The following is a 23261-nucleotide window of genomic DNA, read 5'->3' on the forward strand; positions in this document are numbered from 1 at the left end:
CCGCACATGAGCAATCGCCAGCAAGAAATCGCCAAGGCCCTGGACGTTGTCCCGCCCTTCGCCGACGAAGCCGCCCTGATCGCCGAAGTAGAGCGGCGCAAGGCCTTCATCAAGGACTGCCTGCGCAAGTCCGGCCTCAAGGTCCTGGTGCTGGGCATCAGCGGCGGCGTCGACTCCACCACCGCCGGCCGCCTGGCCCAGTTGAGCGTCGAGGAACTGCGCGCCGAGACCGGCGACGCCGGCTACCGCTTCATCGCCGTGCGCCTGCCCTACAACGTGCAGCACGACGAATCCGACGCCCAGGTGGCGATGAACTTCATCCGCGCCGACGAAGAAGAGACCGTGAACATCGCCGACAGCGTGACCGGCCTCGCCGACCAGGTGACCCACCTGAACCACCTGACCGACGCCCGCCGCGACTTCGTCACCGGCAACATCAAGGCGCGTATCCGCATGGTGGCCCAGTTCGCCATCGCCAATGCCAACAACGGCCTGGTGATCGGCACCGACCACGCCGCCGAGGCGGTGATGGGCTTCTTCACCAAGTTCGGCGACGGCGCCTGCGACCTGGCCCCGCTCTCCGGCCTGGTGAAGAACCAGGTGCGCGCCATCGCCCGCTACCTGGGCGCGCCGGACAGCCTGGTGCACAAGGTGCCCACCGCCGACCTGGAAGAACTGCGCCCCGGCAAGCCGGACGAGGAAGCCCACGGTGTCACCTATGCCGAGATCGACGCCTTCCTCCACGGCCAGGAGGTCAGCCCGGAGGCCTACGCGATCATCGTCCGCACCTACGACAACAGCCAGCACAAGCGCGACCTGCCGCTGGTGCCCTGAGCCCGGCGAGGTCTTTCCTCCGTCCCTGACTCCCCCGAGCCCGGCTTTACAGGCACAAAAAAGCCGGGCAAACGCCCGGCTCCTTCTTTGCCAGACAGGCCTCAGGCCTTGGGCAGGGTCACCCCGGTCTGGCCCTGGTACTTGCCGCCGCGGTCCTTGTAGGACACTTCACAGGCTTCGTCCGACTGCAGGAAAAGCATCTGCGCCACGCCTTCGTTGGCGTAGATCTTCGCCGGCAGGTTGGTGGTGTTGGAGAACTCCAGGGTCACGTGGCCTTCCCACTCGGGCTCCAGCGGGGTCACGTTGACGATGATGCCGCAACGGGCATAGGTGCTCTTGCCGAGGCAAATGGTCAGCACATCGCGGGGAATGCGGAAGTACTCCACTGTGCGGGCCAGGGCGAAGGAGTTCGGCGGGATGATGCAGACATCGCTCTTGATGTCGACGAAGCTCTTCTCGTCGAAGTTCTTCGGGTCCACCACGGCCGAATAGATGTTGGTGAACACCTTGAATTCATCGGCGCAGCGTACGTCGTAGCCGTAGCTGGACACCCCGTAGGAAATCACCCGGCTCTGGTCCAAGCCGCGCACCTGGCGCTCGACGAAGGGCTCGATCATGCCGTGCTCCTGGGCCATGCGGCGAATCCACTTGTCCGATTTGATGCTCATGGCGGTGTTCCTGTCAGGGCTTGAAAATTGACCGCGAATCTTACAGTCCGGCGCAAGCCTCGGCAAAGGTCCCGCCGGATGGCCGGGCCGTCAGTCGTCGCTGATGCTGATGCTCGGCATGGCCGTGGCGGCCTGGTCGGACTGCGCGATGCGCGCGCCGACCAGGCGGGCCATCTGCTGGTAGATCATGGCGATCTGGCTTTCCGGGTCGGCGATGGTGGTGGGCCGGCCGCCGTCGGATTGCATGCGGATAGCCATGGACAGCGGCAGGGACGCCAACAGCTCCACGCCGTACTGGGTGGCCAGCTTCTCGCCACCGCCCTCGCCGAACAGGTGCTCGGCATGGCCGCAGTTGGAGCAGATGTGCACCGCCATGTTCTCCACCACGCCCAGCACCGGGATGTTCACCTTGCGGAACATCTCCACGCCCTTCTTGGCATCGAGCAATGCCAGGTCCTGCGGGGTGGTGACGATCACGCTGCCGGCCACCGGCACCTTCTGCGCCAGGGTCAGCTGGATGTCACCGGTACCCGGCGGCATGTCCACCACCAGGTAGTCGAGGTTGTCCCAGGCGGTCTGGGTGATCAGCTGGATCAACGCGCCGGAGACCATGGGGCCGCGCCAGACCACCGGGGTGTTCTCGTCGGTGAGGAAGGCCATGGACATGACCTCCACGCCATGGGCCTCGATCGGCACGAAGAACTTCTGGTCACGGACCTTGGGCCGGGTACCGTCCGGAATGCCGAACATGATGCCCTGGCTTGGGCCGTAGATATCGGCGTCGAGGATGCCGACGCGGGCGCCTTCGCGGGCCAGCGCCAGGGCCAGGTTGGCGGCGGTGGTGGACTTGCCCACGCCGCCCTTGCCGGAGGCCACGGCAATGATGTTCTTCACGTTGGTCAGGGCCGGCACCTGGTCCTGGGCCTTGTGCGCCGCGATCACGCAGTCCACCTGCACTTCGGCGCTGTCCACGCCGTCCAGGTTCTCCAGGGCCATCTTCAGGGTCTGCGCCCAGCCGGCCTTGAACAGGCCGGCGGCATAGCCCAGCTCCAGGCGCACGCGGAGCTTGCCGCCCTGGATGTCGACCTCGCGCAGGCAACCGGCGCTGACCGGGTCCTGGTCGAGGTGGGGATCGGTGAACTGGCGCAGGGTGGCTTCGACCAGTGCGCGGGTAACGGTGCTCATGGCAGGGCTCCAAGGAATAACCGAGCAAATCAGGCGGCTATCCTAACCGACCGCCTGGCCGCTGGGTCGCCCACGGGTGAAAAAATCGCGCCGGGCCTATATAGTTGCCGACTTCCCTTTCGTTCCAGATCCGGTAACCGAGCACCATGACCGAGCCCCGCAAGATCCTTGTGACAAGCGCCCTCCCCTATGCCAACGGGTCCATCCACCTCGGGCATATGGTCGAGTACATCCAGACCGACATCTGGGTGCGCTTCCAGAAGATGCGCGGCAACCAGGCCGTCTATGTCTGCGCCGACGACGCCCACGGCTCGGCCATCATGCTGCGCGCCGAGAAGGAAGGCATCACCTCCGAGCAACTGATCGACAACGTCCGCGCCGAGCACACCGCCGACTTCGCCGACTTCCTGGTGGACTTCGACAACTACCACTCGACCCACTCGGAAGAGAACCGCGTGCTGTCCAGCGGCATCTACACCAAGCTGCGCGACGCCGGCCACATCGCCACCCGCCCGGTGACCCAGTACTACGACCCGGACAAGCAGATGTTCCTGGCCGACCGCTTCATCAAGGGCACCTGCCCGAAATGCGCGGCCGAGGACCAGTACGGCGACAACTGCGAAGTGTGCGGCGCCACCTACGCGCCCACCGAACTGAAGAACCCGAAATCCGCCATCTCCGGCGCCACCCCGGTGCTCAAGGAGTCCCTGCACTACTTCTTCAAGCTGCCCGACTTCGACGCCATGCTCAAGGAGTGGACCCGCAGCGGCGCCCTGCAGGAATCGGTGGCCAACAAGATCGCCGAGTGGCTGGACGCCGGCCTGCAGGAGTGGGACATCAGCCGTGACGCGCCCTACTTCGGTTTCGAGATCCCGGACGCCCCCGGCAAGTACTTCTATGTCTGGCTGGACGCCCCCATCGGCTACATGGCCAGCTTCCAGAACCTCTGCGCGCGTCGCCCCGAGCTGGACTTCGACGCCTTCTGGAACAAGGGCTCCAACGCCGAGCTGTACCACTTCATCGGCAAGGACATCGTCAACTTCCACGCCCTGTTCTGGCCCGCCATGCTCGAAGGCGCCGGCTACCGCAAGCCCACCGCGCTCAATGTGCACGGCTACCTGACGGTGAACGGGCAGAAGATGTCCAAGTCCCGCGGCACCTTCATCAAGGCGCGCACCTACCTCGACCACCTGTGCCCGGAATACCTGCGCTACTACTACGCGTCCAAGCTGAGCCGCAGCGTCGACGACCTCGACCTGAACCTCGAGGACTTCGTGCAGAAGGTCAACTCCGACCTGGTGGGCAAGGTGGTCAATATCGCCAGCCGCTGCGCCGGTTTCATCCACAAGGGCAACGCCGGCAAGCTGGTGGCCGGGAACGCCGCGCCCGAGCTGTTCGCAGAGTTCGCCGCCGCCGCCCCGAGCATCGCCGAAGCCTTCGAAAACCGTGATTTCGCCCGCGCCATGCGCGAGATCATGGCCCTGGCCGACCGCGCCAACGCCTGGATCGCCGACAAGGCGCCCTGGGCCCTGGCCAAGCAGGAAGGCAAGCAGGCCGAGGTCCAGGCCGTGTGCGCCGCCGGCATCAACCTGTTCCGCCAGCTGGTGATCTTCCTCAAGCCGGTGCTGCCGAAGCTGGCCGCCGACGCCGAAGCCTTCCTCAACGTCGCCCCGCTGACCTGGGACGACCACAAGGTGCTGCTCGCCGACCATCAGCTGAACCCCTTCAACCCGCTGATGACCCGCATCGAGCCGGCGAAGATCGAAGCCATGGTCGCCGCGTCCAAGGAAGACCTGGCCGCCGCGTCCGCGCCCAAGGGCAACGGCGAACTGGTGAAGGACCCGCTGGCGGCGGAAATCGCCTTCGACACCTTCGCCGCTGTCGACCTGCGTATCGCCCTGATCGAGAAGGCCGAATTCGTCGAAGGCGCCGACAAGCTGCTGCGCCTGACCCTGGATATCGGCGACGCCAAGCGCAATGTCTTCTCCGGCATCAAGAGCGCCTACCCGGACCCGAGCCAGCTGGAAGGCCGCCTGACCCTGTACGTCGCCAACCTGGCGGCGCGCAAGATGAAGTTCGGCGTGTCCGAAGGCATGGTCCTGGCCGCCGGCCCCGGCGGCGAGGAAATCTACCTGCTCAGCCCCGACAGCGGCGCCAAGCCGGGCCAGCGCGTCAAGTAAGGCCCCGAGCTCCAGCACAACGCCCGCTTCTGCGGGCGTTTTGTTTACCGATGGGTTGAGCGAAGCGAAACCCATCAGCTAGGGTCGGCCCCGGCAAGGCCCTGGGCTAGCCTTGTAGCAGGACGCAGGCCGTTGCGGCTGCGCCCCTGTACCACTCCGGTTGCATCCCGGATAATACGCGGCCCTTTTTCCAGCCCGGCGACACCACGCCCTATGACCGATTTCATCTTCGCCCTGCTCGGTGCAGCGCTGGTCAACAACCTCGTCCTCGGCCTGCCGCTGGGTGCCGACAGCCTGCGCCAGCCGCGCAGCCGCTCGCTGGCCCTGGCCGGTGGCGCACTGATCGCCCTGGCCACCCCGCTCGCCTGGCTGATCGACCAACTGCTGCTGGCCCCGCTGGAGCTGGGCGCATTGCGACTGTTCGTATTCCTCCCGCTGCTGGCGCCGCTCGCCTGGCTCTGCCTGCAACTGCTCGCACGCCTGCGCCCCGCCCTGCCACGTGACGGCCTCTGGCCCCTGCTGCTGGCCAATGGCGCAGCCCTGGGCGCCATGCTGATCGGCAGCGCCGGTGGTTTCGCCAGCGCACTGGGTCTGGGTATCGGCGGCGGGCTGGGCTTCTGGCTGGTGCTGAGGCTGTTCGACGACCTGCTGCAGCAGGTGGATGAATCGCAGGTGCCGGCCGCCTTCCGTGGCACGCCGCTGCTGCTGGTCTGCGCCGGACTGATGGGCCTGGCCTTCCTCGGTTTCAACGGCATGGGGGCGCAATGAGCCAGGCCAAGCTGATCCCGCTTATCGATGCCCTGCTGCCACAGACCCAGTGCGGCAAGTGCGGCCACCCGGGCTGCAGGCCCTACGCCGAAGGCATCGCCCGGGGCGAAGCCATCAACAAATGCCCGCCCGGCGGCGCGCCCACCATCCAGGCGATCGCCGAGCTGCTGCACGTCCCGATCCTGCCACTGGATGCCCCCAACGGCCCGGTGCCGCCGCAGATCGCCTTCATCCGCGAGGCCGAATGCATCGGCTGCACCAAGTGCATCCAGGCCTGTCCGGTGGACGCCATAGTCGGCGCCGCCAAGCAGATGCACACCGTCATCACCGACCAATGCACCGGCTGCGAGCTCTGCGTGGTGCCCTGCCCGGTGGATTGCATCGACATCCTGCCGCTCGCCGAACCCGAGGCCCGCGCCCAGCGCCAGCGTGCCGACCAGTTCCGTGAGCGCTTCGAATTCCGCAATGCACGGCTCGCCCGCGACGAAGCCCGCCGCCAGGCTGAGCGCGAAGCCCGCGCCGCACGTGCCGCCCAGGCCCAGCAGAGCACCGCCGGGCCCACGGACGCGGTGCAGGCCGCCATCGAGCGGGTGAAGGCGCAGAAAGCCGCCACCCCCAGCCTCAGCGACCAGCAGAAGCGCCTGAAGATCGAGGCTGCCATGGCCCAGGTGGCACTGAAGAAGGCCGAAGCCCAGTTCGCCACCTACGGCACTGCCGATCTGGAAGCCCAGGTCGCCGAACTGCGCAGTGCCAACGACAAGGCCCAGGCGGCCCTCGAGGCGGCGCTGGAAACGCCGGCTGCGGCCACCGCCGTGCTGGACGAGGCCGCCCTCAAGCAGGCGAAGATCGCCGCCGCCATGAGCCGCGCCCAGCTCGCCAAGGCCGAGAAAGCCTTTGGCGACGCGCCGACCGCGGACCAGCAGGCCCAACTGGCCGAACTGCGCCTCGCCGTGGAGCAGGCCCAGCAGCGCCTGGACGCCGCCCAGGCCGCCCCTGCGGCACCCGCGCCCACTGAAGGCGTGGCACGCCTGAAGCAGGCCAAGATCGCCCTCGCCAGCCGCCGTGCCGAGCTGAAGACTGCCGAACAGCGCGGCGCCGGCGATGCGGAACTGACCAGGCTGCGCCAGGCCCTGACCGATGCCGAAGCGGCCCTGCACGCCGCCGAGGAGGCCTCCGGCAAGCAGCCACCGGCACTGCAGCGCATCGACAAGCGCCCTGTGGACCCGACCACTCGCGCCCTGAAGACCGAACTGGCCTACGCCCGCGCCGACCTCGGCAAGCTGGAGCGCCAGGCCGATGTCGACCCGACCGCCCTGGACCAGGCCCGCGAACGCCTGGCCAAGGCCGAACGGGCCCTTGCCGAACAGTCCTGACGGCATCCGGCCATGACCACCCGCCCGGCCTTCGACCCGCGTCCCAGCATGCAGCTGGTGCTGGTCGCCTGCCTGCCGGGGCTCCTCGCGCTGGTCTGGCAATACGGCTGGGGCAGCCCGCTGCAACTGCTGGTCGCCCTGGCCACCGCCCTGGCCTGCGAAGCCCTGGTGCGGAGCCTGCGCCAGCAACCCGCCGCGCCGGAGGCCTCGCTGTTCAACCAGCCGCTGCTGGGCGAAGGCAGCGCCCTGGTCAGTGCCACCCTGCTCGCCCTGGCCCTGCCACCCTACTCGCCCTGGTGGCTCACCGCCTGTGCCTGCACCTTCGCCCTGCTGTGCGGCAAGGCGGTGTTCGGCGGCTTCGGGCAGAACCCCTTGAACCCGGCCATGCTCGGCTACGCCCTGGTGCTGGTGGCCTTCCCCGCCCAGCTCAACCAGTGGCCCACGCCCGGCCAGCACCCCGGCCTGGGCGAATCCCTGCAACAGGTGCTGGGCATCGGCGGCGGGCTGGTGGACGGCTGGAGCCAGGCTACCGCCCTGGACAGCCTCAAGCACAACGACCGCCTGACCGTCGACGAACTCTTCGCCGGCCACCTGGCCTTCGGCAGTTTCGGCGGGCGCGGCGCGGAATGGGTCAACCTGGCCTTCCTCCTCGGAGGCCTGTTCCTGCTGCAACGCAAGGTGATCCGCTGGCACGCGCCGGTGGGCCTGCTGGCCGGGCTCTTCGTCATCAGCCTGCTGTGCTGGAACGGCTCCGGCTCGGACTCCAACGGTTCGCCGCTGTTCCACCTGTTCAGCGGCGCCACCATGCTCGGCGCCTTCTTCATCGCCACCGAACCCGTGTCCGGCGCCGCCAGCGACCGTGGCCGCCTGCTGTTCGGCGTCGGCACCGGGTTGCTGGTCTATGGCATCCGCACCTGGGGCGGCTATGCCGACGGCATGGCCTTCGCGATCCTGCTGATGAACCTGCTGGTGCCGACCCTCGATCGCTACGCCCCGCGCAGCCAGGAGCCGCAGCCATGAACGGCCGCAACCTGGCGATCCTTGCCCTGCTGGCGGGCCTGGGCCTCACCGTGCTGATCGCCGCCGACCAGTTGCTGGCAGGCCGTATCGAGGCCGAACGCCAGGCCGCCGACGAGCGCGCCCTGCTCGACCTGCTTCCCCCCGGCAGCCACGACAACCATCCCCTGGCCCGTCCCATCGCCCTGCCAGCCAGCGAACTGCTGGGCGTGCCGCCCCCCACGGAGGCCTGGCTGGCCACCCGGGAAGGCGCCCCGGTGGCGGTGCTGCTGCCGGTCACGGCCAAGGGCTACGAAGGGCCGATCCGGCTGTTGCTGGCGATCCGCCCGGATGGTCGGCTGCTGGCCACCAAGGTCCTCGGCCATCGGGAAACCCCGGGGATAGGTGATCGCATCGAGCCGGCACGAAGCGCCTGGCTGAAATCCTTCGCCGATCAATCCCTGGCCAGCCACCCGGAAGCCGAATGGCGGGTGAAAGCCGACAACGGCCAGTTCGACCAGATCGCCGGCGCCACCATCACCTCCCGCGCCGTGGTCAGTGCCACCCAGCATGCCCTGCAGTTCTTCGATGGCCAGCGCCGCTTGCTGCTCGGGGAGAGAGCGCCATGAACGCCAGCCACCTCGGCCTCATGGGCCTCGCGCTACTGGTGGGTGCCACCGACCTGTTGGTGAAGGGCATGGGCCTCGCCCTGCTCGGCCTGCCCCTGCTGACGCTGTTCGGCCTGGTCCTGCCGCTCCTTGACCGCCACCTCACCGGCCACGCCCACGGGCTCGGCGCGCTGCTCCTCGCCGCCCTGCTGGTAAGCCTGGGCAACCTGCTGCTGCAGGCCGCCGCCTTCGAGCTGCACCGCGCGCTGGGGCCGTTCCCCTATCTGCTGGTGCTGCCCTGCCTGCAACTGGCGCAACAGGAACGCCCCGACGCCTTCGAAGGCCTGCGCGCCGGGCTTGTTTTCGCCCTGCTGGCCCTGCTGCTGGGTGCCCTGCGCGAAGCGTCCGGCCACGGCACACTGCTGGCCCACCTGGACTGGCTACTGGGCCCGACTGCCCTGGACTGGCACCTGCAGTTCGGCGCCGATGGCATTCCCCTGTTCGCCCTGGCGCCCGGAGCCTTTATCCTGATCGGTACGCTACTGGCGCTGTGGCGCCGCCTGACCAACCGGACCGCTGATTCCTGATGAACGCCGCGAAACGCTACGAAATCTTCCGCCGCCTCCACGACGACGACCCCAACCCCACTACCGAACTGGCCTACAGCACCCCCTTCGAACTGCTGATCTCGGTCATCCTCTCCGCCCAGGCCACCGACGTCGGGGTGAACAAGGCCACGGCCAGGCTCTACCCGGTGGCCAATACCCCGGAGGCCATCCATGCACTCGGCGTGGAGGGGCTGTCGGAGTACATCAAGACCATCGGCCTGTACAACAGCAAGGCGAAGAACGTCATCGAGACCTGCCGCATCCTCATCGAGAAACACGGCGGCCAGGTTCCGGACAACCGCGAAGACCTCGAAGCCCTGCCCGGCGTCGGCCGCAAGACCGCCAACGTGGTGCTCAACACCGCCTTCCGCCAGCCCACCATGGCCGTGGATACCCACATCTTCCGGGTCAGCAACCGCACCGGCATCGCCCCCGGCAAGAACGTGCTGGAAGTGGAAAAGAAGCTGCTGAAATTCGTACCCAAGGAATTCCTGCTGGACGCCCACCACTGGCTGATCCTGCACGGCCGCTACGTCTGCGTCGCCCGCAAACCGCGCTGCGGTGCGTGCCGTATCGAAGACCTGTGCGAGTACAAGGCGAAGACTACCGACGATTGATAACCTATTGATTCACTCAAGTATCCGATTGAAAAAATCTTTTTTACCGACCCTGGCTTTGTGGTTATAAGGTGCGCCAATAGCGCCCCGCATTGTGGAGTGAACCTTATGACCACTGCCAAAGAAGACATCGAACTCGAAGAAGACTTCGCTTCCGAGGATGCCGACGATTCGGATACCCCGGCAGAAACCGCGAAGACCAACCTGACCAAGCGCCGCATCATCGACAACTACCTCGAAGAGCGCCGCCTGCAGAAGCAGCTCTCCGATTACGACTTCGATCTGTAAGCGACCCCTTTTCGAGAAGCCCCGCCATGCGGGGCTTTTTGTTTTTGGGCTCTGGCCTGTGGAAGCGAATTCATTCGCGAAGGGGCGCAAAGCGCCCCCAATGCTCCGCAGGGCAGACCTGCGGCGCGCGTCACCACCGCCCGGTCAGAAGTAGTACCCGATGTTCAGGTTGGTGCGGAAAAGCCACTCGTCGCTGCGCGAGGAGGTGGTGCTGGTGAAGCCGGTGCCGCTCTCCGCGCCGCCGTAGGGGTTGGCGTTGCGGCCCCAGGTGAAGTCCAGCCAGCCCATGATCGGCATGGCGATGAACTGCACGCCGGCGGTGTACATCTGCGAGTCGTCCCAACCGCTCTTGTCCTTGAACATGCGGCTGTAGTCGTTATAGAAGCGCAGCTTCTTCAGCATGCCCATATTCGGCGTCGGCACGTCGTAGGCGACGTTGAAGGATGCCACGGTGGCCTCGGAGGCGATCAGGAAGGCCGGCGTCAGGCCGTTGGTGCCCATGAGGATGGCGTCGTCGCTGACACCGGCCGGGTTCTTCGGATCGAACTCGTAGCGGATGCCCTGGGTGGTCACCGTCCAGTTGCCACTGTTGATCGCCGCGTGCAGGGCGCCGGCCCAGTAGTCGCCGTCGTCGTCGGTGGTGGCGTTGTGCAGGCGCGCCGCCGCCAGCGAGGCGCCCACCTCGGTCTTCCAGCCGTCGCCGGCGAAGTTGCGCGCCACGCGCAGGTTCACCTGGTCACGCTTCTCGTTGTCCTGGCGCGAATGGATGGCGGGGATGGCGTTGTCGTTGAGGTCGGAGAAACGCCCCACTTCGGGGGAATAGCGCAGGTCGCTGGGCAGCATGCGCGGGAAGTAGCCGGCCTGGATATTCCACTCGGTATCCTTGTAGACGTACTTGGCGCCGGTGCCGGCGCTGACGCCGTAACCGAGGAAGAACGGGATGTGGTAGCTCCAGCCGAACTGCGGATAGGGCTCCAGGCCGAAGGGCTTGAAGGGGGCGCCCAGTTGCAGGCTGGAGGTGTCGTTGAACTTGTAGCCGATGAAGCCACGATCGATGGACTGCTTGCCGTCGTCCTGGAACCAGTAGCCCAGGTCCGAGAAGAAGTTGTGGTGGGTCGCCTGCACGTCCAGGCGGAAGGTATCGAAGAGGAAGCGGCCGTTGTTCTCGGTGGTGTCCCAATCCTCGTCGCGGTAGTTCATGCGCAGGGCACCACCGATATCCAGGGTGCTCTTGCCGTCGTCGCTGCGCAGGCCGATATGGGGGAACGGCTTGGGCTGCGCGGCCACCGGTGCCGTTGGTGCCGCCGGGCCGGCGGACTGGTCGGCCATGACGGAGTGGGTGCAAAGCGCGAGACCAATGGACAGCACGTACTTTTTCATTACGACCTCATCTGCAAGTTCGCTAAGGCAGAATTTCTTTGAGCAAAACGAGACCCGCCGCCCGAACTTCCCGAACAACTTGAAAGTTGTATTTGCGAGAAGGGTCAGGCGTTTCTCTTGTTGCTCGTTAATTGTTTTTCGGCCTTTCCATCGGCCTGTTCGGCTGTTACCCGGCAGCGCTGCCGAGAGGCCAACTCCATCGCATTTTGTTTCACCTGCGATACGTTGTTTTGAGCATGAATCATGCCATTGCATCGCCAGCAGGACGAATTGACAAAACACCTTTTAATTCAATTGTTTATATGTAGAACAAGGACTTTTGTACCACCCTTGAAACCTGACTATTCCGGGGTAACAAAAGCGCACGAAGTGTGTGCGTAGAATATTCACGGTGACACTTTTTGGGGGGATTTGTCGTTTCATACTGGAAACGTGACTGGATAGTCATTGAAGTTTCGCAGGGATAATACCGAGTGAACTTCCAGAGGGAGAGGAGGCTGTCCGTGCATGTAAGCCTCGTAGGATGGGTGGAGCGAAGCGATACCCATCACCATGGTTCGATGGGTATCGCGGAGCTCCACCCATCCTACCTGTCCGGTGCATGGACCAGGGGCTAACTGCGGGCGTTGGGCTTCGCGTAGCTCAGCCGCAACCTACGGGGGGTTTGCCGGGTCCGCCCCTCCGGGCTACATGGCCAGGTGCATTTCCCGCAGGCAAAAAAAACCGGCGTCACGAGCGCCGGCCAAAGTGGTGAGCAAAGGAACGACAGGGGATCAGAGGTCCAGCACCAGGCGCGCGCCCTTGCAGCCGGACACGCAGACCATCATGGTCTGGTTCGCCGCCTTCTCGGCCTTGGTCAGCACGCCGTCGCGGTGCTCGGGTTCGCCTTCCAGCACGCGGGTCTCGCAGGCGCCGCAGACACCTTCGCGGCAGCTGCAGTCGACTTCGATGCCGGACTCCAGCAGGGCATCCAGCAGCGATTTGCCACTGGGCACCTCGATGCTCTTGTTGCTGCGCGCCAGCTGCACTTCGTAGCTGCCCTGGGGCGCCGCCGGGGCCTGGGGCGCGGCGGCGAAGCGCTCGATATGCACGTTCGGGTGGCCGAGGCTTTCGCAGAGGTTCTCGAAGGCGTCGATCATCGGCGTCGGGCCGCAGCAGTAGAAATGCGCGGTGGACGGCCGCGCGGCGAGGAAGGCCTCGAGGTCGATGGGGCCGCCCTTCTCGTCGTCGAAGTGCAGCTGGATATTGGCGTCGCTGGCGGCCAGCTCCTCGACGAAGGCGGCCTCCTTGCGGGTGCGCGCGCAGTAGAGCAGCTCCACCGACCTGCCCAGGGCGCGCAGGCGGTTGAGCATGCAGTAGATCGGCGTGATGCCGATGCCGCCGGCCACCAGCACGCTGTGCTCGGCGCTTTCGTCGAGCTGGAACAGGTTGCGCGGCGGGGAGATCTGCAGCTGCATGCCCACCCGCAGGTTCTGGTGCACGTAGGCGGAGCCGCCACGGCTGTTGCGGTCGCGGAGGATGCCGACCACGTAGCGGCCGCTGTCCTCCGGGGAATTAAGCAGCGAGTAGCTGCGCACCAGGCCGTTGGCCAGGTGCAGGTCGATATGGGCGCCGGGGGTGAAGGGTACGAACACCTGGTCGCCATGGGGGCGCAGCTCGACGCTGATGATGCCTTCCGCCTCGAAGCGCAGGGTGTGGACGAAGGCCGTCAATGTGTTGTTGTGAGTCATCTTTCTACCTCTGTGTTCAGGCTTCGTCGCAGTTCGCCAGGTCGATGTCCAGGCGCGCCCAGGCGTCGATCTCCACCACCAGCTCGGGGAACACCAGGCCGCTCACCTCCACCAGGGTGGAGGCGGGAAAGGTGCCCTGGCCGGCGAAGAAATCGCGCCGCGCGCGCCCGACCTCGTCCTTGTCGGCGATGCGGGTGACATAGACGTTGAGCTTGTAGATGTTGCCGACATGGCCGCCCGCCTCTTCCAGCAATGCCTTCACCTTGCCCAGCACCACCAGGGTCTGGGCATGGGCGTCCAGCGGCTCGCCGCGTTTGGCGGCCTGACGGGTGGCCGGGTGCCCGGTCATGCCGGACAGCACCAGCTCCTGCCCCACCAGCAGGGCGTTGGACCAGCTGGCGCCGGGCAGGTCGGGCGCGCCGGCGGCGCGGATGCGGCGGACCGGGGTCATAGCTGCTTGGCCTCGATCAGTTCCAGCTGGGCCTTGGCCAGGTTCTTCATGTGCCGGCGCAGGCGCACCAGGCCGAGGTCGTGCTGGTAGAGGTTCTCGCGCTGGTTGGCGTCCGGGTCCATGAACTCGAGGATCTCGCGGTCCTGCTCCAGCACCGCCCAATGGCGCTCTTCCAGGCGGTTCTTGTAGAGGAAGCGCCAGGTGTCGCGCTGCCAGCCGGTGAGCGGGCGGCAGCGCCAGTGGAACACCGCGCAGAGGTCGCGGGCGATCGGGGTGTAGCTGCCGACGATATGGAAGTTGCCGCCCGGGCCGCCGGTTTTCGGATAGGGGATCTCCAGGCGCATCCAGTGCACGCCGGTATCGGCCCATTCGGTCCAGTCGAAGTTGACCCCGCGCTGGCCTTCCTTCTCGAAGATAAAGCCGGTATCGGTGTCGCGGGTGACGAACCTGGCGTGGCTCTCGCCTTCGGACATGGAGTGGGACTGCTTGTGCAGGTAGGTGCCGTGCATCGGGTCCATGACGTTGTCCAGCACGTAGCGGTAGTCGCCGCGCCACTCGGTGTAGCAGAGGAAGTGGGAGAACGCCGGATCGGTCAGTTGCTCGGGCAGCACCAGCGGCGGCGCCTCCTCGACATTGCCCGCCGAGTTGTACAGCCAGACGGCGCCGGCGGCCTCGGTGACATGGAAGAAGCGGGTCGCCTGGCTGCCTTCCAGCTTGCAGCCGGGGCTGCCGGGCACGCGGGTGGTGACGCCGTCGCAGCGCACTTCCACGCCGTGGTAGGGGCACTGCAGGCGGTCGCCCAGGTTGACCCCGCGCGACAGCGGCGCGCCACGGTGCGGGCAGTGGTCTTCGAGGGCGTGCAGGGTGCCGTCGGTGTCGCGCCAGAGGGCCAGCTTGTAGCCCAGGCGGCGCAGGGATACCGGCTTGTCCTGGATGAAGCCGACCGGGCAGATCGGGTACCAGAGGTTCTTCAGGCCGTTGGCGAGGAGTTGTTCAACAGGGTCCACGGTGCTCATAGCAGGTTCCTCTTGGAGGGAATTCATTCGCCCAGGCGGGCCATCAGGGTCTTGTAGGCGTCCTCGGTCCAGGGACCGCCGCCCGGACAGGTGGGGCCGGCCTGGTTGAGGTAGCCGAGCAGCCCCGGCAGGTCGTGGATGCCGGCGGCGTAGGCGCGCTCGATGGAGTCGCCGAGCAGGTCCTCGAAGGAGTTCGGCTCGCGGGTGCGGGCCTGATGGGGTTCCAGGTAACGGTCTTGCATTTCATTGGCCTCCATTGCGGACCCGTTCGCGGATGGTTTCGCGAACCGGGACGAAGTCGTAGGTCGGGTAGCACTCGGTGCGGAACACGCCCCAGGCGGAGCGCTCCAGTTCAACGTTGATGCGTGGCAGCAGGGCCGGCGGCAGGCGCAGGGTGACGATCTGCCCCAGGCCCATGGCGACGGTCCAGGAGACGATCTCGACGCCCTCGCCGGGGAATCGCTCCCACCAGTCCATGGCCTTCATGTGGGCCTGGATGTCTTCGAGGTTCTTCGACTGGTCGTGCCTGAGCAGCACGGTCAGCAGCAGCGTCTCGCTCATGGCCACCTCAGCTCTTGGGCTTGTCGGTGAGGAACTTGCCTTGCGGCGCCTCGGCGTTCTTCTGCCGCCGGGTGTTGCCGTCCAGGCCGCCGGCGATGGCCCACTCGGCGAACACCGTGGGGCCGGGCTCGAACTCGCGGGCCTGCCATGCGCCGGTCAGCTGGTCCTCGTCGGCGTAGTACTCCACCAGGGCGCCGGCGGGATTGCGGAAGTACCAGAAGTAGGCCGAGGACACCGGGTGGCGGCCCGGGCCGATCTCGGTGTCCCAGCCGCAGCGGGAGATGTGCATGCCGCCGCCGAACACTTCGTGGATGTCGCGCACGGTGAAGGCCACGTGGTTGAGGCCGGCGCGCGGCTGCGGCAGTTGCAGCATGAACAGGTCGTGGTGGCCGCCCTCCTCCGCGCAGCGCATGAAGGCGCCACGGTCCGGGTAGCGGTCGGAGCAGACGAAGCCGAAGCGCTCGCTGTAGAAGCGCTCGCAGGCATTCACGTCCTTGACGAAGAACACCACGTGGCCGACTTCGATCGGCTGGGCGCGCTCGTAGATCGGGCTGGCCTGGTTGATCCGGCCCTTGAACTGCCAGGTGTTGGACTGGCCGCACTGGACCTGGATATCGCGCTTGCGGGTGACCTGCAGGCGCACCGCCATGCCGTTGGGGTCAGTGCAGCCGATGCGGCCCTCGCCCTCGCTGAAGCCGGGGTCGCCCGCGATGCGCTCGGCGTACAGCTTGAGGTCCGCCTCGCTCTCCACGCCCCAGACCACTTCGCGCAGGGTCGAGCCGGCCTCGATGGCCGGCGGCAGGCCGGGCTTGTCCAGGGCCGCGACAATCACGCGGCAACCGTTGAGGCTTTCGAAGACCACCTGGTCGTCGCTCGCCTCCACCTGCTTCAGGCCCCAGTCGGCGAAGAAGCGGGCGCTGCTGGCCAGGTCTTCCACGCCGTAGGTGATTTCGTCGATTCCCAATACGCTCATCGCGTTTTCCTCATCAATGCTGGCCGGCCCAGGCCAGCGGCTGTTGGTTCAGGCCCCAGTAGAGGCTCTTCTGTTCCATGTACTGGAGTATCCCCAGGCGGCCCTTCTCGCGGCCCAGGCCGCTGTCGCGCCAGCCGCCGAAGGGGGTGGAGATGGAGAACTGCTTGTAGGTGTTGATCCACACGGTGCCGGCCTGCACGGCGCGGCCGAGCTGCCAGGCGCGCTGGAAGTCGCGGGTCCAGATGCCGGCGGCGAGCGCGTAGCAGCTGTCGTTGGCCTGCTCGACCAGCTCGGCCTCATCCGTGAAGGGCATGGCCACCAGCACCGGGCCGAAGACTTCCTCCTGGCACAGGCGGGCGTCGTTGGAGAGGCCCTCGATGATGGTCGGGGTGTAGAAGTAGCCACGGTCGAACGCCTCGCCATGGGGGCGGACGCCGCCGGTGCGCAGGCGGCCGCCCTCGGCCACGCCCATCGCCACGTAGCGCTCCACCGACTCGCGGTGGGCGGCGCTGATCAGCGGGCCCATCTGGGTGCGCTCGTCGGCCGGGTCACCGATGCGCAGGGCGCTAGCGCCGGCGGCCAGGCGGTCGAGGAATTCCTCGTAGTGCTCATGGGCGACGAACAGCCGCGAGCCGGCGATGCAGGACTCGCCGCTGGAGCTGAAGATGCCGTAGAGCACGCCGGCCACCGCGTGGTCGAGGTCGGCGTCGGCCAGCACCATGGTCGGCGACTTGCCGCCCAGTTCCATGGACACCGGCATCATCTTGTCGGCGGCGATGCGCGCGATGTGCTTGCCGGTGCTGGTGCCGCCGGTGAAGGACACGCGCTTGACCAGCGGATGGCGGGTCAGCGCATCGCCGATCAGCGAGCCCTTGCCCGGCAGCACGCTGACCAGGCCGCGCGGCAGGCCGGCATCGATGCAGATGCGCGCCAGGGCCAGGGCGGCCAGCGGGGTGATCTCCGCCGGCTTGACCACCACGGCGTTGCCGGCGGCCAGGGCCGGGGCGAGCTTCTGCGCCTCGGAGGCGATCGGCGAGTTCCAGGGGGTGATGGCCGCCACCACGCCCATGGGCTCGTACACGCTCATGGTGACGAAGTCGCCGCGCGACGGGGTGATGGTTTCCTCCAGGGTCTCGCAAGCGGCGGCGAAGAACTGGAAAGTGGCGGCGGCGCTGGCCACCAGGTTGCGGGTTTCCTTGATCGGCTTGCCGTTGTCCAGGCGCTGCAGCTGCGCCAGCTCTTCGCTGCGCTCGCGGATCAGCGCGGCGATGCGGTAGAGGACGGCGGCGCGCTCATGGGGCTTGCGCTGGGCCCAGCCGCTTTCGCGGAAGGCGCGGTGGGCGCCCTGGATGGCTTCTTCCACGTCGTCCAGGCTGGCGGCGTGCAGGCGGGCGATGGCCTCGCCGGTGGCCGGGTAGAGGCTCTGGTAGAGGTCGCCGCCGCCCAGGCGCCACTCGCCGGCGATGCAGATGGGTTGGATCGGGTTCAGGTCAATCACGGTTATTGTCCCTAGATCGAAATCACGTGGGCGTGGTTGCCCAGCGCGCGGACCACGCTGTACACGGTCAGCGCCGAGGTCTTGGGGTTGGCCGCCAGCGGCTTGCCGCGCAGGGTCAGCTCGAAGCCGCCGAAGGCACCGCTGGCTTCCACCTGGTGCACGTTCTCGCTGCTCGCCGGGTCGGCGATCAGGCGCACCTGGGTACGGTCCAGGCCGAGGCCGGCGAGCGACAGGGTGGCGGCGACGTTGGCGTTCTTCGGGTAGAGCCGCGCGGCTTCGCGGGCGCTGCCTTCGAAGATCACCCGCGCCTCGACCAGGTGTTCCAGGTCGCAGACCTGCTCTCCCGGCGTGCCCAGCCAGGCGCGCGCCGGCTTGCGGCCGGTGTAGCGCACCGATTCCAGGCCGCCGACCTTGGCCGCCGACAGCGCGTCGATGCCGCCGATGGCGCCGGGCAGCAGTTCGATGCGGGTGCCGCCGGACTCGGCAGCGGCCTCCAGGCGTTCCACCAGTCCCGGCTCGGACAGCGCGCCCACCGACACCACCAGGCAGGGGATGCCCTGGGCCAGTGCCGGCAGCACGTGCTGCTCGATGGCGCGGTGCCCGGCGCACTCCACCAGCAGGTCGGGGCGCGCCCCGGCCGGCAGTTCGGCGAGCACCTGCGGCGGCTTGCGCAGGCTGGCCAGGCGCTGGCGGACCAGGGCCTGGGAGTCTTCCGGGACTATCACCGCATCGACCCGGAGATGCGGGTCGCTCTCCAGCAGTTCCAACACACCGACGCCAATGGCGCCGCAACCGATCATGGTGATATGCAGCATGGCATGGGCCTCAGACGGTGGCCTTGGCGGTCTTGGCTTCGTTGGTCGGCGGGCCGGCGAAGATGGTCTTGAAGCTGCCAACCGAGAGCATGTCCACCTCCAGCAAGAAGGGACCGGACTCGGCCAGGGCGCCGTCCAGCACACCGCTGAAGTCCGCAAGATCGCTGACCCTGGCGTGGCGCAGGCCGAGGGAGGCGGACAGCTGGGCGTAGTCCGGGGTGTGCAGGTCGACGTAGCAGCGGCGGCCACCGTAGGCGGCGTCCTGGATGTTCTTGATCACCCCGTAGCCCTGGTCGTTCATCAGCACTATGACCATGTCGGCCTGCTCCTGCACGGCGGTGGCCAGCTCGCCCAGGTTGAGGATGAAGCCGCCGTCGCCGGCCAGCACGAAGGTCTTGCGGCCACGGGCGGTTTCCGCCGCGCCGACGGCCGCGCCGATGCCCATGGCCAGGCCCTGGCCGATGCCGCCGCCGAGGGCGTGCACGCCGGCGCGGGGGCTGAAGATCTTCAGGTGGCGGTTGCCCCAGGTGCTGTTGGACACGGTGACGTCACGCACCCAGTTGAAGTCGCTGCCGGCCAGCGCCTGCAGCTGCTCCACCAGGGAGGCGTACGGGCCGAGGCCATCCACCAGCTGGGCGCGGGCCTGGTTGCGCGCGGCGGCGAGATCCGCGGCGAAGGCCGGGTCCACCGACAGGCGCCCTTCGAGGCGGTCGGCGAGGCCCTTGAGGACCAGTGCGGAATCGCCACAGACGAAGAAGTCGCTGGGGTAGCAGCGGCCCTCCGCCGTGGCATCGGCGTCTGCCCGGTAAAGCGGACGCGGGAGCTTGAGCTCGTACTTGAGGGTTTCGTTGCCGCGCAGGCGCGAGCCGACGACAAGCATGGCATCGCAGGTCTGGTAGAACTGCTCCACGGGCTTGTTCAGGTTGAAGGCGCCGAGGGAACGCTCGTCGTCTTCGGGGACTATGCCGCGGCCCTGGGTGCTGGTGACCACGCCCACGCCCATGGCCAGCAGGCGCTGCACCTGCGGGCCGGCATGGCGGGCGCCGCCGCCGAGCCAGAGCATCGGCCGCCTGGCCTTGGCGAAGCGCTCGGCGAGGTCGTCCAGGGCCTGCTCGGAGGGCCTGGCCACCGGCACCGGCAGCGGCGAGAGGTCGGCCGGCATGTTGATCAGCGCCGACTGGATGTCGATCGGGATTTCCACGCTCACCGGGCCGGTGGGCGCGGTCAGGGCGGTCTGCACGGCCAGCTTGATGGTGCTGATGGCGGTGTCGACGCTGCGCACGCGGAAGGCCGCCTTGGAGATGGCCTTGAGCATGGTCAGCTGGTCCGGCGCCTCGTGGATGTAGGCCAGGCTCTGGTCCAGGTAGGGGGTTTCGATCTGCCCGGTCAGGTGCAGCAGCGGGGTGCCGGCGGTGAGTGCTTCGACCATGGCGCCGGCGGCGTTGCCAGCGGCGGTGCCGGTGCTGGTCAGGCACACGCCCAGGCCGCCGGTGGTGCGGGCGTAGGAATCGGCCATGTTGGCCGCGCCGGCCTCGCCACGGGCCATGACGAAGCGGATGTTGCCGCGGATGGCGAAGGCGTCGAGGATCGGCATGTTGTGGATGGAGATAACCCCGAAGGCGGCCTTGACGTCGCACTGCTCGAGGAAGGCGGCGATGGCGGCGCCGACTGTGACTTTGCTTTCGTTATGCATGACGGGACAAACCTCCGGAAACATCGATATGACTACCCGTCGTATAGGCAGACAGGGGTGAAGCGAGGAAAACGATGGCGCGGGCCGCTTCTACCGGCTTGCCCAGGCGCCCCAGGGGAATCTGCTTGCGTTGCGCCAGCTGGCCGGTCCACCGGGCCCAGTCCAGCTCGCGCTCTTCGCGGGCCTCGAAACGGCGGCGCCACTGGCCGGACTCCACCAGGCCGATGAGGATGCCGTTGACCCGCACGCCCTTCGGCGCGAACTCGAAGGCCATGGAGCGCACCAGGTTCTTCACCCCGGCGCGGGCGGCGCTGGTGGCCACCATGTGCGGCTCCGGCTGGCTGGCCAGCAGCGAGTTGACGCAGACGATGGCGGCGTCGGCCTGGCCTTCCAGCTGCGGCAGGAAGGCACGCACCGGGTGGATGATGGAGAAGAACTTCAGCTGCAGTTCCTCGCTCCAGGCCTCATCCGTGGTGTCGGCGAAAGTGGAGACACGGCCCTGGCCGGCGTTGTTCACCAGGATGCTGGCGCGGCCCAGCGCGCGCTGGCTGGCTTCGGCGAAGGCCTGCACCTGCGCCGGGTCGAGCACGTCGCAGGCCTGGGCGAACAGCCGCGCAGCGGGGAAGCGCTCGCGCAGGCTGGCCTCGGCGGCCTGCAGGCGCTCGCCGTTGCGGCCGCAGAAGGCCACGGCGGCGCCGGCTTCCAGCAGCAGCTCGACGGTGGCCAGGCCGATGCCGGAGGAGCCGCCGGTGACCACCGCCACGGCGGCGGACAGATCACACATGCTCATGCTGCTTGCTCCGGAAGATCGAGGTGACGTTGTCGTGGCTGTCCGGGGTGTAGTTGAGCAGGTGCGAGAGTTCGTCGGCGCTGTGGCGCACGCTGCTCACCAGGTGGTCGATGCGGTTCGGCTCGATGTGCGCCGAGGGGATGGTGGCGCCCATGGCCGCCACCACCCTGCCGCTGTGGTCGCGCACCGGCGCGGCCACGGTGGAGATGGTCGACTCGAAGAAGCCCTCGCCCTGGACGAAGCCGCGCTGGCGGTCGCCCTGCACCAGGTCGAAGAGTTCCAGCACGGTCTTCGGCGTGTTCGGCGAGAACTGCTCCAGCTGCTCTTCCGGGTACAGCTCGCGCAGCTCGCCCAGGGACAGGTCCTGCAGCAGGATGCGGCCGAGCACGGTGGCGTGGGCCGGCAGGCGGGTGCCGACGTTGACCGTGCTGGTCAGCAGGGTAGACGGCGAGACCTTGGCCACGTAGACGATGGAACGGCCATCGCGCACCACCAGGTTGCAGGGGTAGCGGATCTCGTCGCACAGGCGGTTCAGCAGCGGCTGGCCCAGCTCGGTCAGTTCCAGCGACGCCAGGTACTCGAAGCCCAGGCGCAGCACGGCCATGCCCAGGCGGTACTCGTTGCCGATGCGGTTGACGAAGCCCATGGTTTCCAGGGTGGTCAGCAGGCGGAAGATGGTCGAGCGCGGCAGCTTCAGGCGCCGCGCCAGTTCCGGTGCCGACAGGGTGCGGTTCTTCCGGCTGAACTCGCAGAGCAGCAGCAGGCCGCGCTCCAGGCCGGGCACGATGTACTTGTCTTGCTGGTCGTCGGGCTTATCCATTGACGGTTCCCTCGAGAGAGTGGCGTTGCGCGTGGCCGATACGTCCTGCGACCACTTCGGGTTGTTCGATGGGGCTGGCATGGCCGGCCCCGGGAATCAGCGAAAACGGCGCGCCGAGCTGGCGGGCGATGGCGCCGCAGGCCTGGGGCGTGGTGATGCCGTCGTCCTCGCCGCAGTGCACTTCGCAGGGCGCCGCGGGCACACCATGGCCCAGCAGGTCGTCGCCGCAGAGCAGCTCGACGGCCTGGCGGTAGCCGCCGGGATTGAGCCGCGCCATGTTCCAGCGCACCCAGGCCAGGGCATCCTCGCTCGGGTGGCGGCCGAGCAGGCGCGAGGTGCGCTCGCTGGCCATGCCGTCGATGCCGAGGCGTTCCAGGTTGTCCAGGCGCTGGCGGCGCACCTGGGCGCCGCTGTCGCGCAGCTCCTCGGCGCCATAGCCGCGCGCCGGGCTGAGCAGCACCAGGCGGCGGACCCGCGCCGCGCCGATGCCGGCGGCGTAGGCGGTGGCCATCAGCGCGCCGAGGGAATGGCCCACCAGCAGGCAGCTGTCCACATCCAGCGCCTGCAGCAGCAGCTCCAGGCGCGCGGCGTAGTCGGCGGCTTTCGGCTGCGCTTGCGGCAGCGGCGTGGACAGGCCATAACCCGGCGCGTCCCAGGCGATCACCCGGCATTCGGCGGCCAGGTGCCGGGCACAGTGCAGCCAGGATGCCGAGCCCGAGCCGATGCCGTGCAACAGCACCACCACCGGGCCCTCGCCGCACTCGCGGATGGCCACCTGGGCACCGTCGGCCAGTTGCACCAGGCGCTCGGGGAAGCGCTGCTGCAGGCTCGGGGCGGGGATGTGGGTCTGCGCCATGTTCATCGCCGGCCTCAGCGCTTGATGCTCGCCAGAGGGTGCTCCGGCGGGTAGGTCGGGGTGATCGGCTTCTGCGCGCCGAGCATCACGCACATCAGCGCGTCCTCGTCGCCGATGTTGATCTCCTCGCGGTACACGCCCGGCGGCACGGAGATCACGTCGCGGTCGGTGAGGATGGTCTCGAAGCGCTCGCCGTCCTTCTCCAGGATCACCTTGAGCTTGCCGCGCAGGACGAAGAACACCTCTTCGACGTCGATGTGCAGGTGCGGCGGGCCCTCGTGGCCGGCCGGGATCACCATGGTGGAGAAGGTGAAGTGCTCGGACGGGATGGTGTTCATGTCACTGGCGACGCCGGTGCCGCCGGTGCCGATGTAGCGCATCTGCGCACGGCGGAACTTGGGGTCGTAGTCGGCCTGGAACTTCAGCGCGTCCCAGTCGTACTTGCGGGTGGAGTAACGGGCGATGCGGGTGTTGCACCATTCCTCGAAGCTGGCGCCTTCGGGGCGGTCCCAGGATTTCGGGGCGTTCGGGTTCTGGTTCAGATCGGTCATGG

25 protein-coding genes are annotated in these 23261 nt (G+C 67.6%); 9 read left to right on the forward strand and 16 right to left on the reverse strand.

The window, feature by feature from the left end:
- The first annotated feature begins 6 nt into the window (after positions 1-6).
- Positions 7-834 (forward strand): ammonia-dependent NAD(+) synthetase, encoded by an 828-nt coding sequence (nadE, locus tag ACFPU0_RS07570; protein WP_377692251.1) that lies wholly within the window; start codon positions 7-9, stop codon positions 832-834.
- A gap of 101 nt (positions 835-935) precedes the next feature.
- On the opposite strand, the gene dcd is transcribed toward nadE, so the two are convergent.
- Positions 936-1502, reverse strand: coding sequence for a dCTP deaminase (gene dcd, locus ACFPU0_RS07575; protein ID WP_377692252.1), 567 nt, complete (start codon positions 1500-1502; stop codon positions 936-938).
- A 90-nt stretch (positions 1503-1592) separates the two neighbouring features.
- A complete protein-coding gene (gene apbC / locus ACFPU0_RS07580) occupies positions 1593-2687 on the reverse strand; it encodes an iron-sulfur cluster carrier protein ApbC (RefSeq protein WP_377692254.1) in 1095 nt (364 codons plus the stop codon).
- Positions 2688-2833: 146 nt separating this feature from the next.
- Between apbC and metG the strand changes: the two genes are divergently transcribed.
- The 8 genes from metG (at position 2834) to ACFPU0_RS07620 (ending at position 10125) form a co-directional block, all read left to right on the forward strand.
- The gene (gene metG, locus ACFPU0_RS07585; protein ID WP_377692255.1) at positions 2834-4867 is read left to right on the forward strand and encodes a methionine--tRNA ligase; all 2034 of its coding nucleotides are present in this window, start codon (positions 2834-2836) and stop codon (positions 4865-4867) included.
- A 213-nt stretch (positions 4868-5080) separates the two neighbouring features.
- Positions 5081-5635: an Rnf-Nqr domain containing protein gene (locus ACFPU0_RS07590; protein ID WP_377692257.1), complete on the forward strand. Its 555-nt coding sequence runs from the start codon at positions 5081-5083 to the stop codon at positions 5633-5635.
- Positions 5632-7008: an electron transport complex subunit RsxB gene (rsxB, locus tag ACFPU0_RS07595; RefSeq protein WP_377692258.1), complete on the forward strand. Its 1377-nt coding sequence runs from the start codon at positions 5632-5634 to the stop codon at positions 7006-7008. Before ACFPU0_RS07590 ends, rsxB begins: the two co-directional genes overlap by 4 nt.
- Before the next feature lie 12 nt (positions 7009-7020).
- Positions 7021-8028 carry an RnfABCDGE type electron transport complex subunit D gene (locus ACFPU0_RS07600; protein WP_377692260.1) on the forward strand — a complete coding sequence of 336 codons (1008 nt, stop codon included), beginning with the start codon at positions 7021-7023 and terminating at the stop codon, positions 8026-8028.
- Positions 8025-8633: an RnfABCDGE type electron transport complex subunit G gene (locus ACFPU0_RS07605; RefSeq protein WP_377692261.1), complete on the forward strand. Its 609-nt coding sequence runs from the start codon at positions 8025-8027 to the stop codon at positions 8631-8633. Before ACFPU0_RS07600 ends, ACFPU0_RS07605 begins: the two co-directional genes overlap by 4 nt.
- Complete coding sequence (locus tag ACFPU0_RS07610; protein WP_377692262.1) at positions 8630-9199, forward strand: Rnf-Nqr domain containing protein; 570 nt, start codon at positions 8630-8632, stop codon at positions 9197-9199. Before ACFPU0_RS07605 ends, ACFPU0_RS07610 begins: the two co-directional genes overlap by 4 nt.
- Positions 9199-9837, forward strand: a complete 639-nt coding sequence (nth, locus tag ACFPU0_RS07615; RefSeq protein WP_377692263.1) for an endonuclease III — start codon at positions 9199-9201, stop codon at positions 9835-9837. The genes ACFPU0_RS07610 and nth overlap by 1 nt, the downstream gene beginning before the upstream one ends.
- Before the next feature lie 108 nt (positions 9838-9945).
- Positions 9946-10125, forward strand: coding sequence for a PA3496 family putative envelope integrity protein (locus tag ACFPU0_RS07620; protein WP_377692264.1), 180 nt, complete (start codon positions 9946-9948; stop codon positions 10123-10125).
- Between the two features lie 144 nt (positions 10126-10269).
- On the opposite strand, the gene ACFPU0_RS07625 is transcribed toward ACFPU0_RS07620, so the two are convergent.
- From ACFPU0_RS07625 to ACFPU0_RS07690, 14 genes are all read right to left on the reverse strand, one after another.
- Entirely contained in the window at positions 10270-11505 is a 1236-nt protein-coding gene (locus tag ACFPU0_RS07625) for a hypothetical protein (RefSeq protein ID WP_377692265.1), read from the reverse strand.
- A gap of 773 nt (positions 11506-12278) precedes the next feature.
- The gene (locus ACFPU0_RS07630; protein WP_377692266.1) at positions 12279-13235 is read right to left on the reverse strand and encodes a PDR/VanB family oxidoreductase; all 957 of its coding nucleotides are present in this window, start codon (positions 13233-13235) and stop codon (positions 12279-12281) included.
- Positions 13236-13251: 16 nt separating this feature from the next.
- The gene (locus ACFPU0_RS07635) at positions 13252-13686 is read right to left on the reverse strand and encodes a RidA family protein (protein ID WP_377692268.1); all 435 of its coding nucleotides are present in this window, start codon (positions 13684-13686) and stop codon (positions 13252-13254) included.
- Positions 13683-14702: a Rieske 2Fe-2S domain-containing protein gene (locus ACFPU0_RS07640; protein ID WP_377692269.1), complete on the reverse strand. Its 1020-nt coding sequence runs from the start codon at positions 14700-14702 to the stop codon at positions 13683-13685. Before ACFPU0_RS07640 ends, ACFPU0_RS07635 begins: the two co-directional genes overlap by 4 nt.
- 23 nt (positions 14703-14725) lie before the next feature.
- The gene (locus ACFPU0_RS07645) at positions 14726-14944 is read right to left on the reverse strand and encodes a recombinase-like helix-turn-helix domain-containing protein (RefSeq protein WP_084311601.1); all 219 of its coding nucleotides are present in this window, start codon (positions 14942-14944) and stop codon (positions 14726-14728) included.
- A 1-nt stretch (position 14945) separates the two neighbouring features.
- The gene (locus ACFPU0_RS07650) at positions 14946-15263 is read right to left on the reverse strand and encodes a hypothetical protein (RefSeq protein WP_377692270.1); all 318 of its coding nucleotides are present in this window, start codon (positions 15261-15263) and stop codon (positions 14946-14948) included.
- A 7-nt stretch (positions 15264-15270) separates the two neighbouring features.
- Positions 15271-16236: a VOC family protein gene (locus ACFPU0_RS07655; protein WP_377692271.1), complete on the reverse strand. Its 966-nt coding sequence runs from the start codon at positions 16234-16236 to the stop codon at positions 15271-15273.
- A 13-nt stretch (positions 16237-16249) separates the two neighbouring features.
- Positions 16250-17734 carry an aldehyde dehydrogenase gene (locus ACFPU0_RS07660; protein WP_377692272.1) on the reverse strand — a complete coding sequence of 495 codons (1485 nt, stop codon included), beginning with the start codon at positions 17732-17734 and terminating at the stop codon, positions 16250-16252.
- Between the two features lie 11 nt (positions 17735-17745).
- A complete protein-coding gene (locus tag ACFPU0_RS07665) occupies positions 17746-18549 on the reverse strand; it encodes an aspartate dehydrogenase (protein ID WP_377692273.1) in 804 nt (267 codons plus the stop codon).
- 10 nt (positions 18550-18559) lie between these two features.
- Positions 18560-20242, reverse strand: a complete 1683-nt coding sequence (locus ACFPU0_RS07670) for a thiamine pyrophosphate-binding protein (protein WP_377692274.1) — start codon at positions 20240-20242, stop codon at positions 18560-18562.
- On the reverse strand, positions 20235-21032 hold the full coding sequence (locus ACFPU0_RS07675; protein ID WP_377692275.1) for an SDR family oxidoreductase: 798 nt from the start codon (positions 21030-21032) through the stop codon (positions 20235-20237). Before ACFPU0_RS07675 ends, ACFPU0_RS07670 begins: the two co-directional genes overlap by 8 nt.
- Positions 21019-21852 (reverse strand): IclR family transcriptional regulator, encoded by an 834-nt coding sequence (locus ACFPU0_RS07680; protein WP_377692276.1) that lies wholly within the window; start codon positions 21850-21852, stop codon positions 21019-21021. The genes ACFPU0_RS07675 and ACFPU0_RS07680 overlap by 14 nt, the downstream gene beginning before the upstream one ends.
- Positions 21845-22714 carry an alpha/beta fold hydrolase gene (locus ACFPU0_RS07685; protein ID WP_377692277.1) on the reverse strand — a complete coding sequence of 290 codons (870 nt, stop codon included), beginning with the start codon at positions 22712-22714 and terminating at the stop codon, positions 21845-21847. The genes ACFPU0_RS07680 and ACFPU0_RS07685 overlap by 8 nt, the downstream gene beginning before the upstream one ends.
- An 8-nt stretch (positions 22715-22722) precedes the next feature.
- Positions 22723-23259 carry a cupin domain-containing protein gene (locus tag ACFPU0_RS07690; protein ID WP_377692278.1) on the reverse strand — a complete coding sequence of 179 codons (537 nt, stop codon included), beginning with the start codon at positions 23257-23259 and terminating at the stop codon, positions 22723-22725.
- Positions 23260-23261 lie beyond the last annotated feature (2 nt).

Source organism: Pseudomonas sp. GCM10022186 (assembly GCF_042656385.1).
In the GTDB taxonomy this organism is placed as follows: domain Bacteria; phylum Pseudomonadota; class Gammaproteobacteria; order Pseudomonadales; family Pseudomonadaceae; genus Metapseudomonas.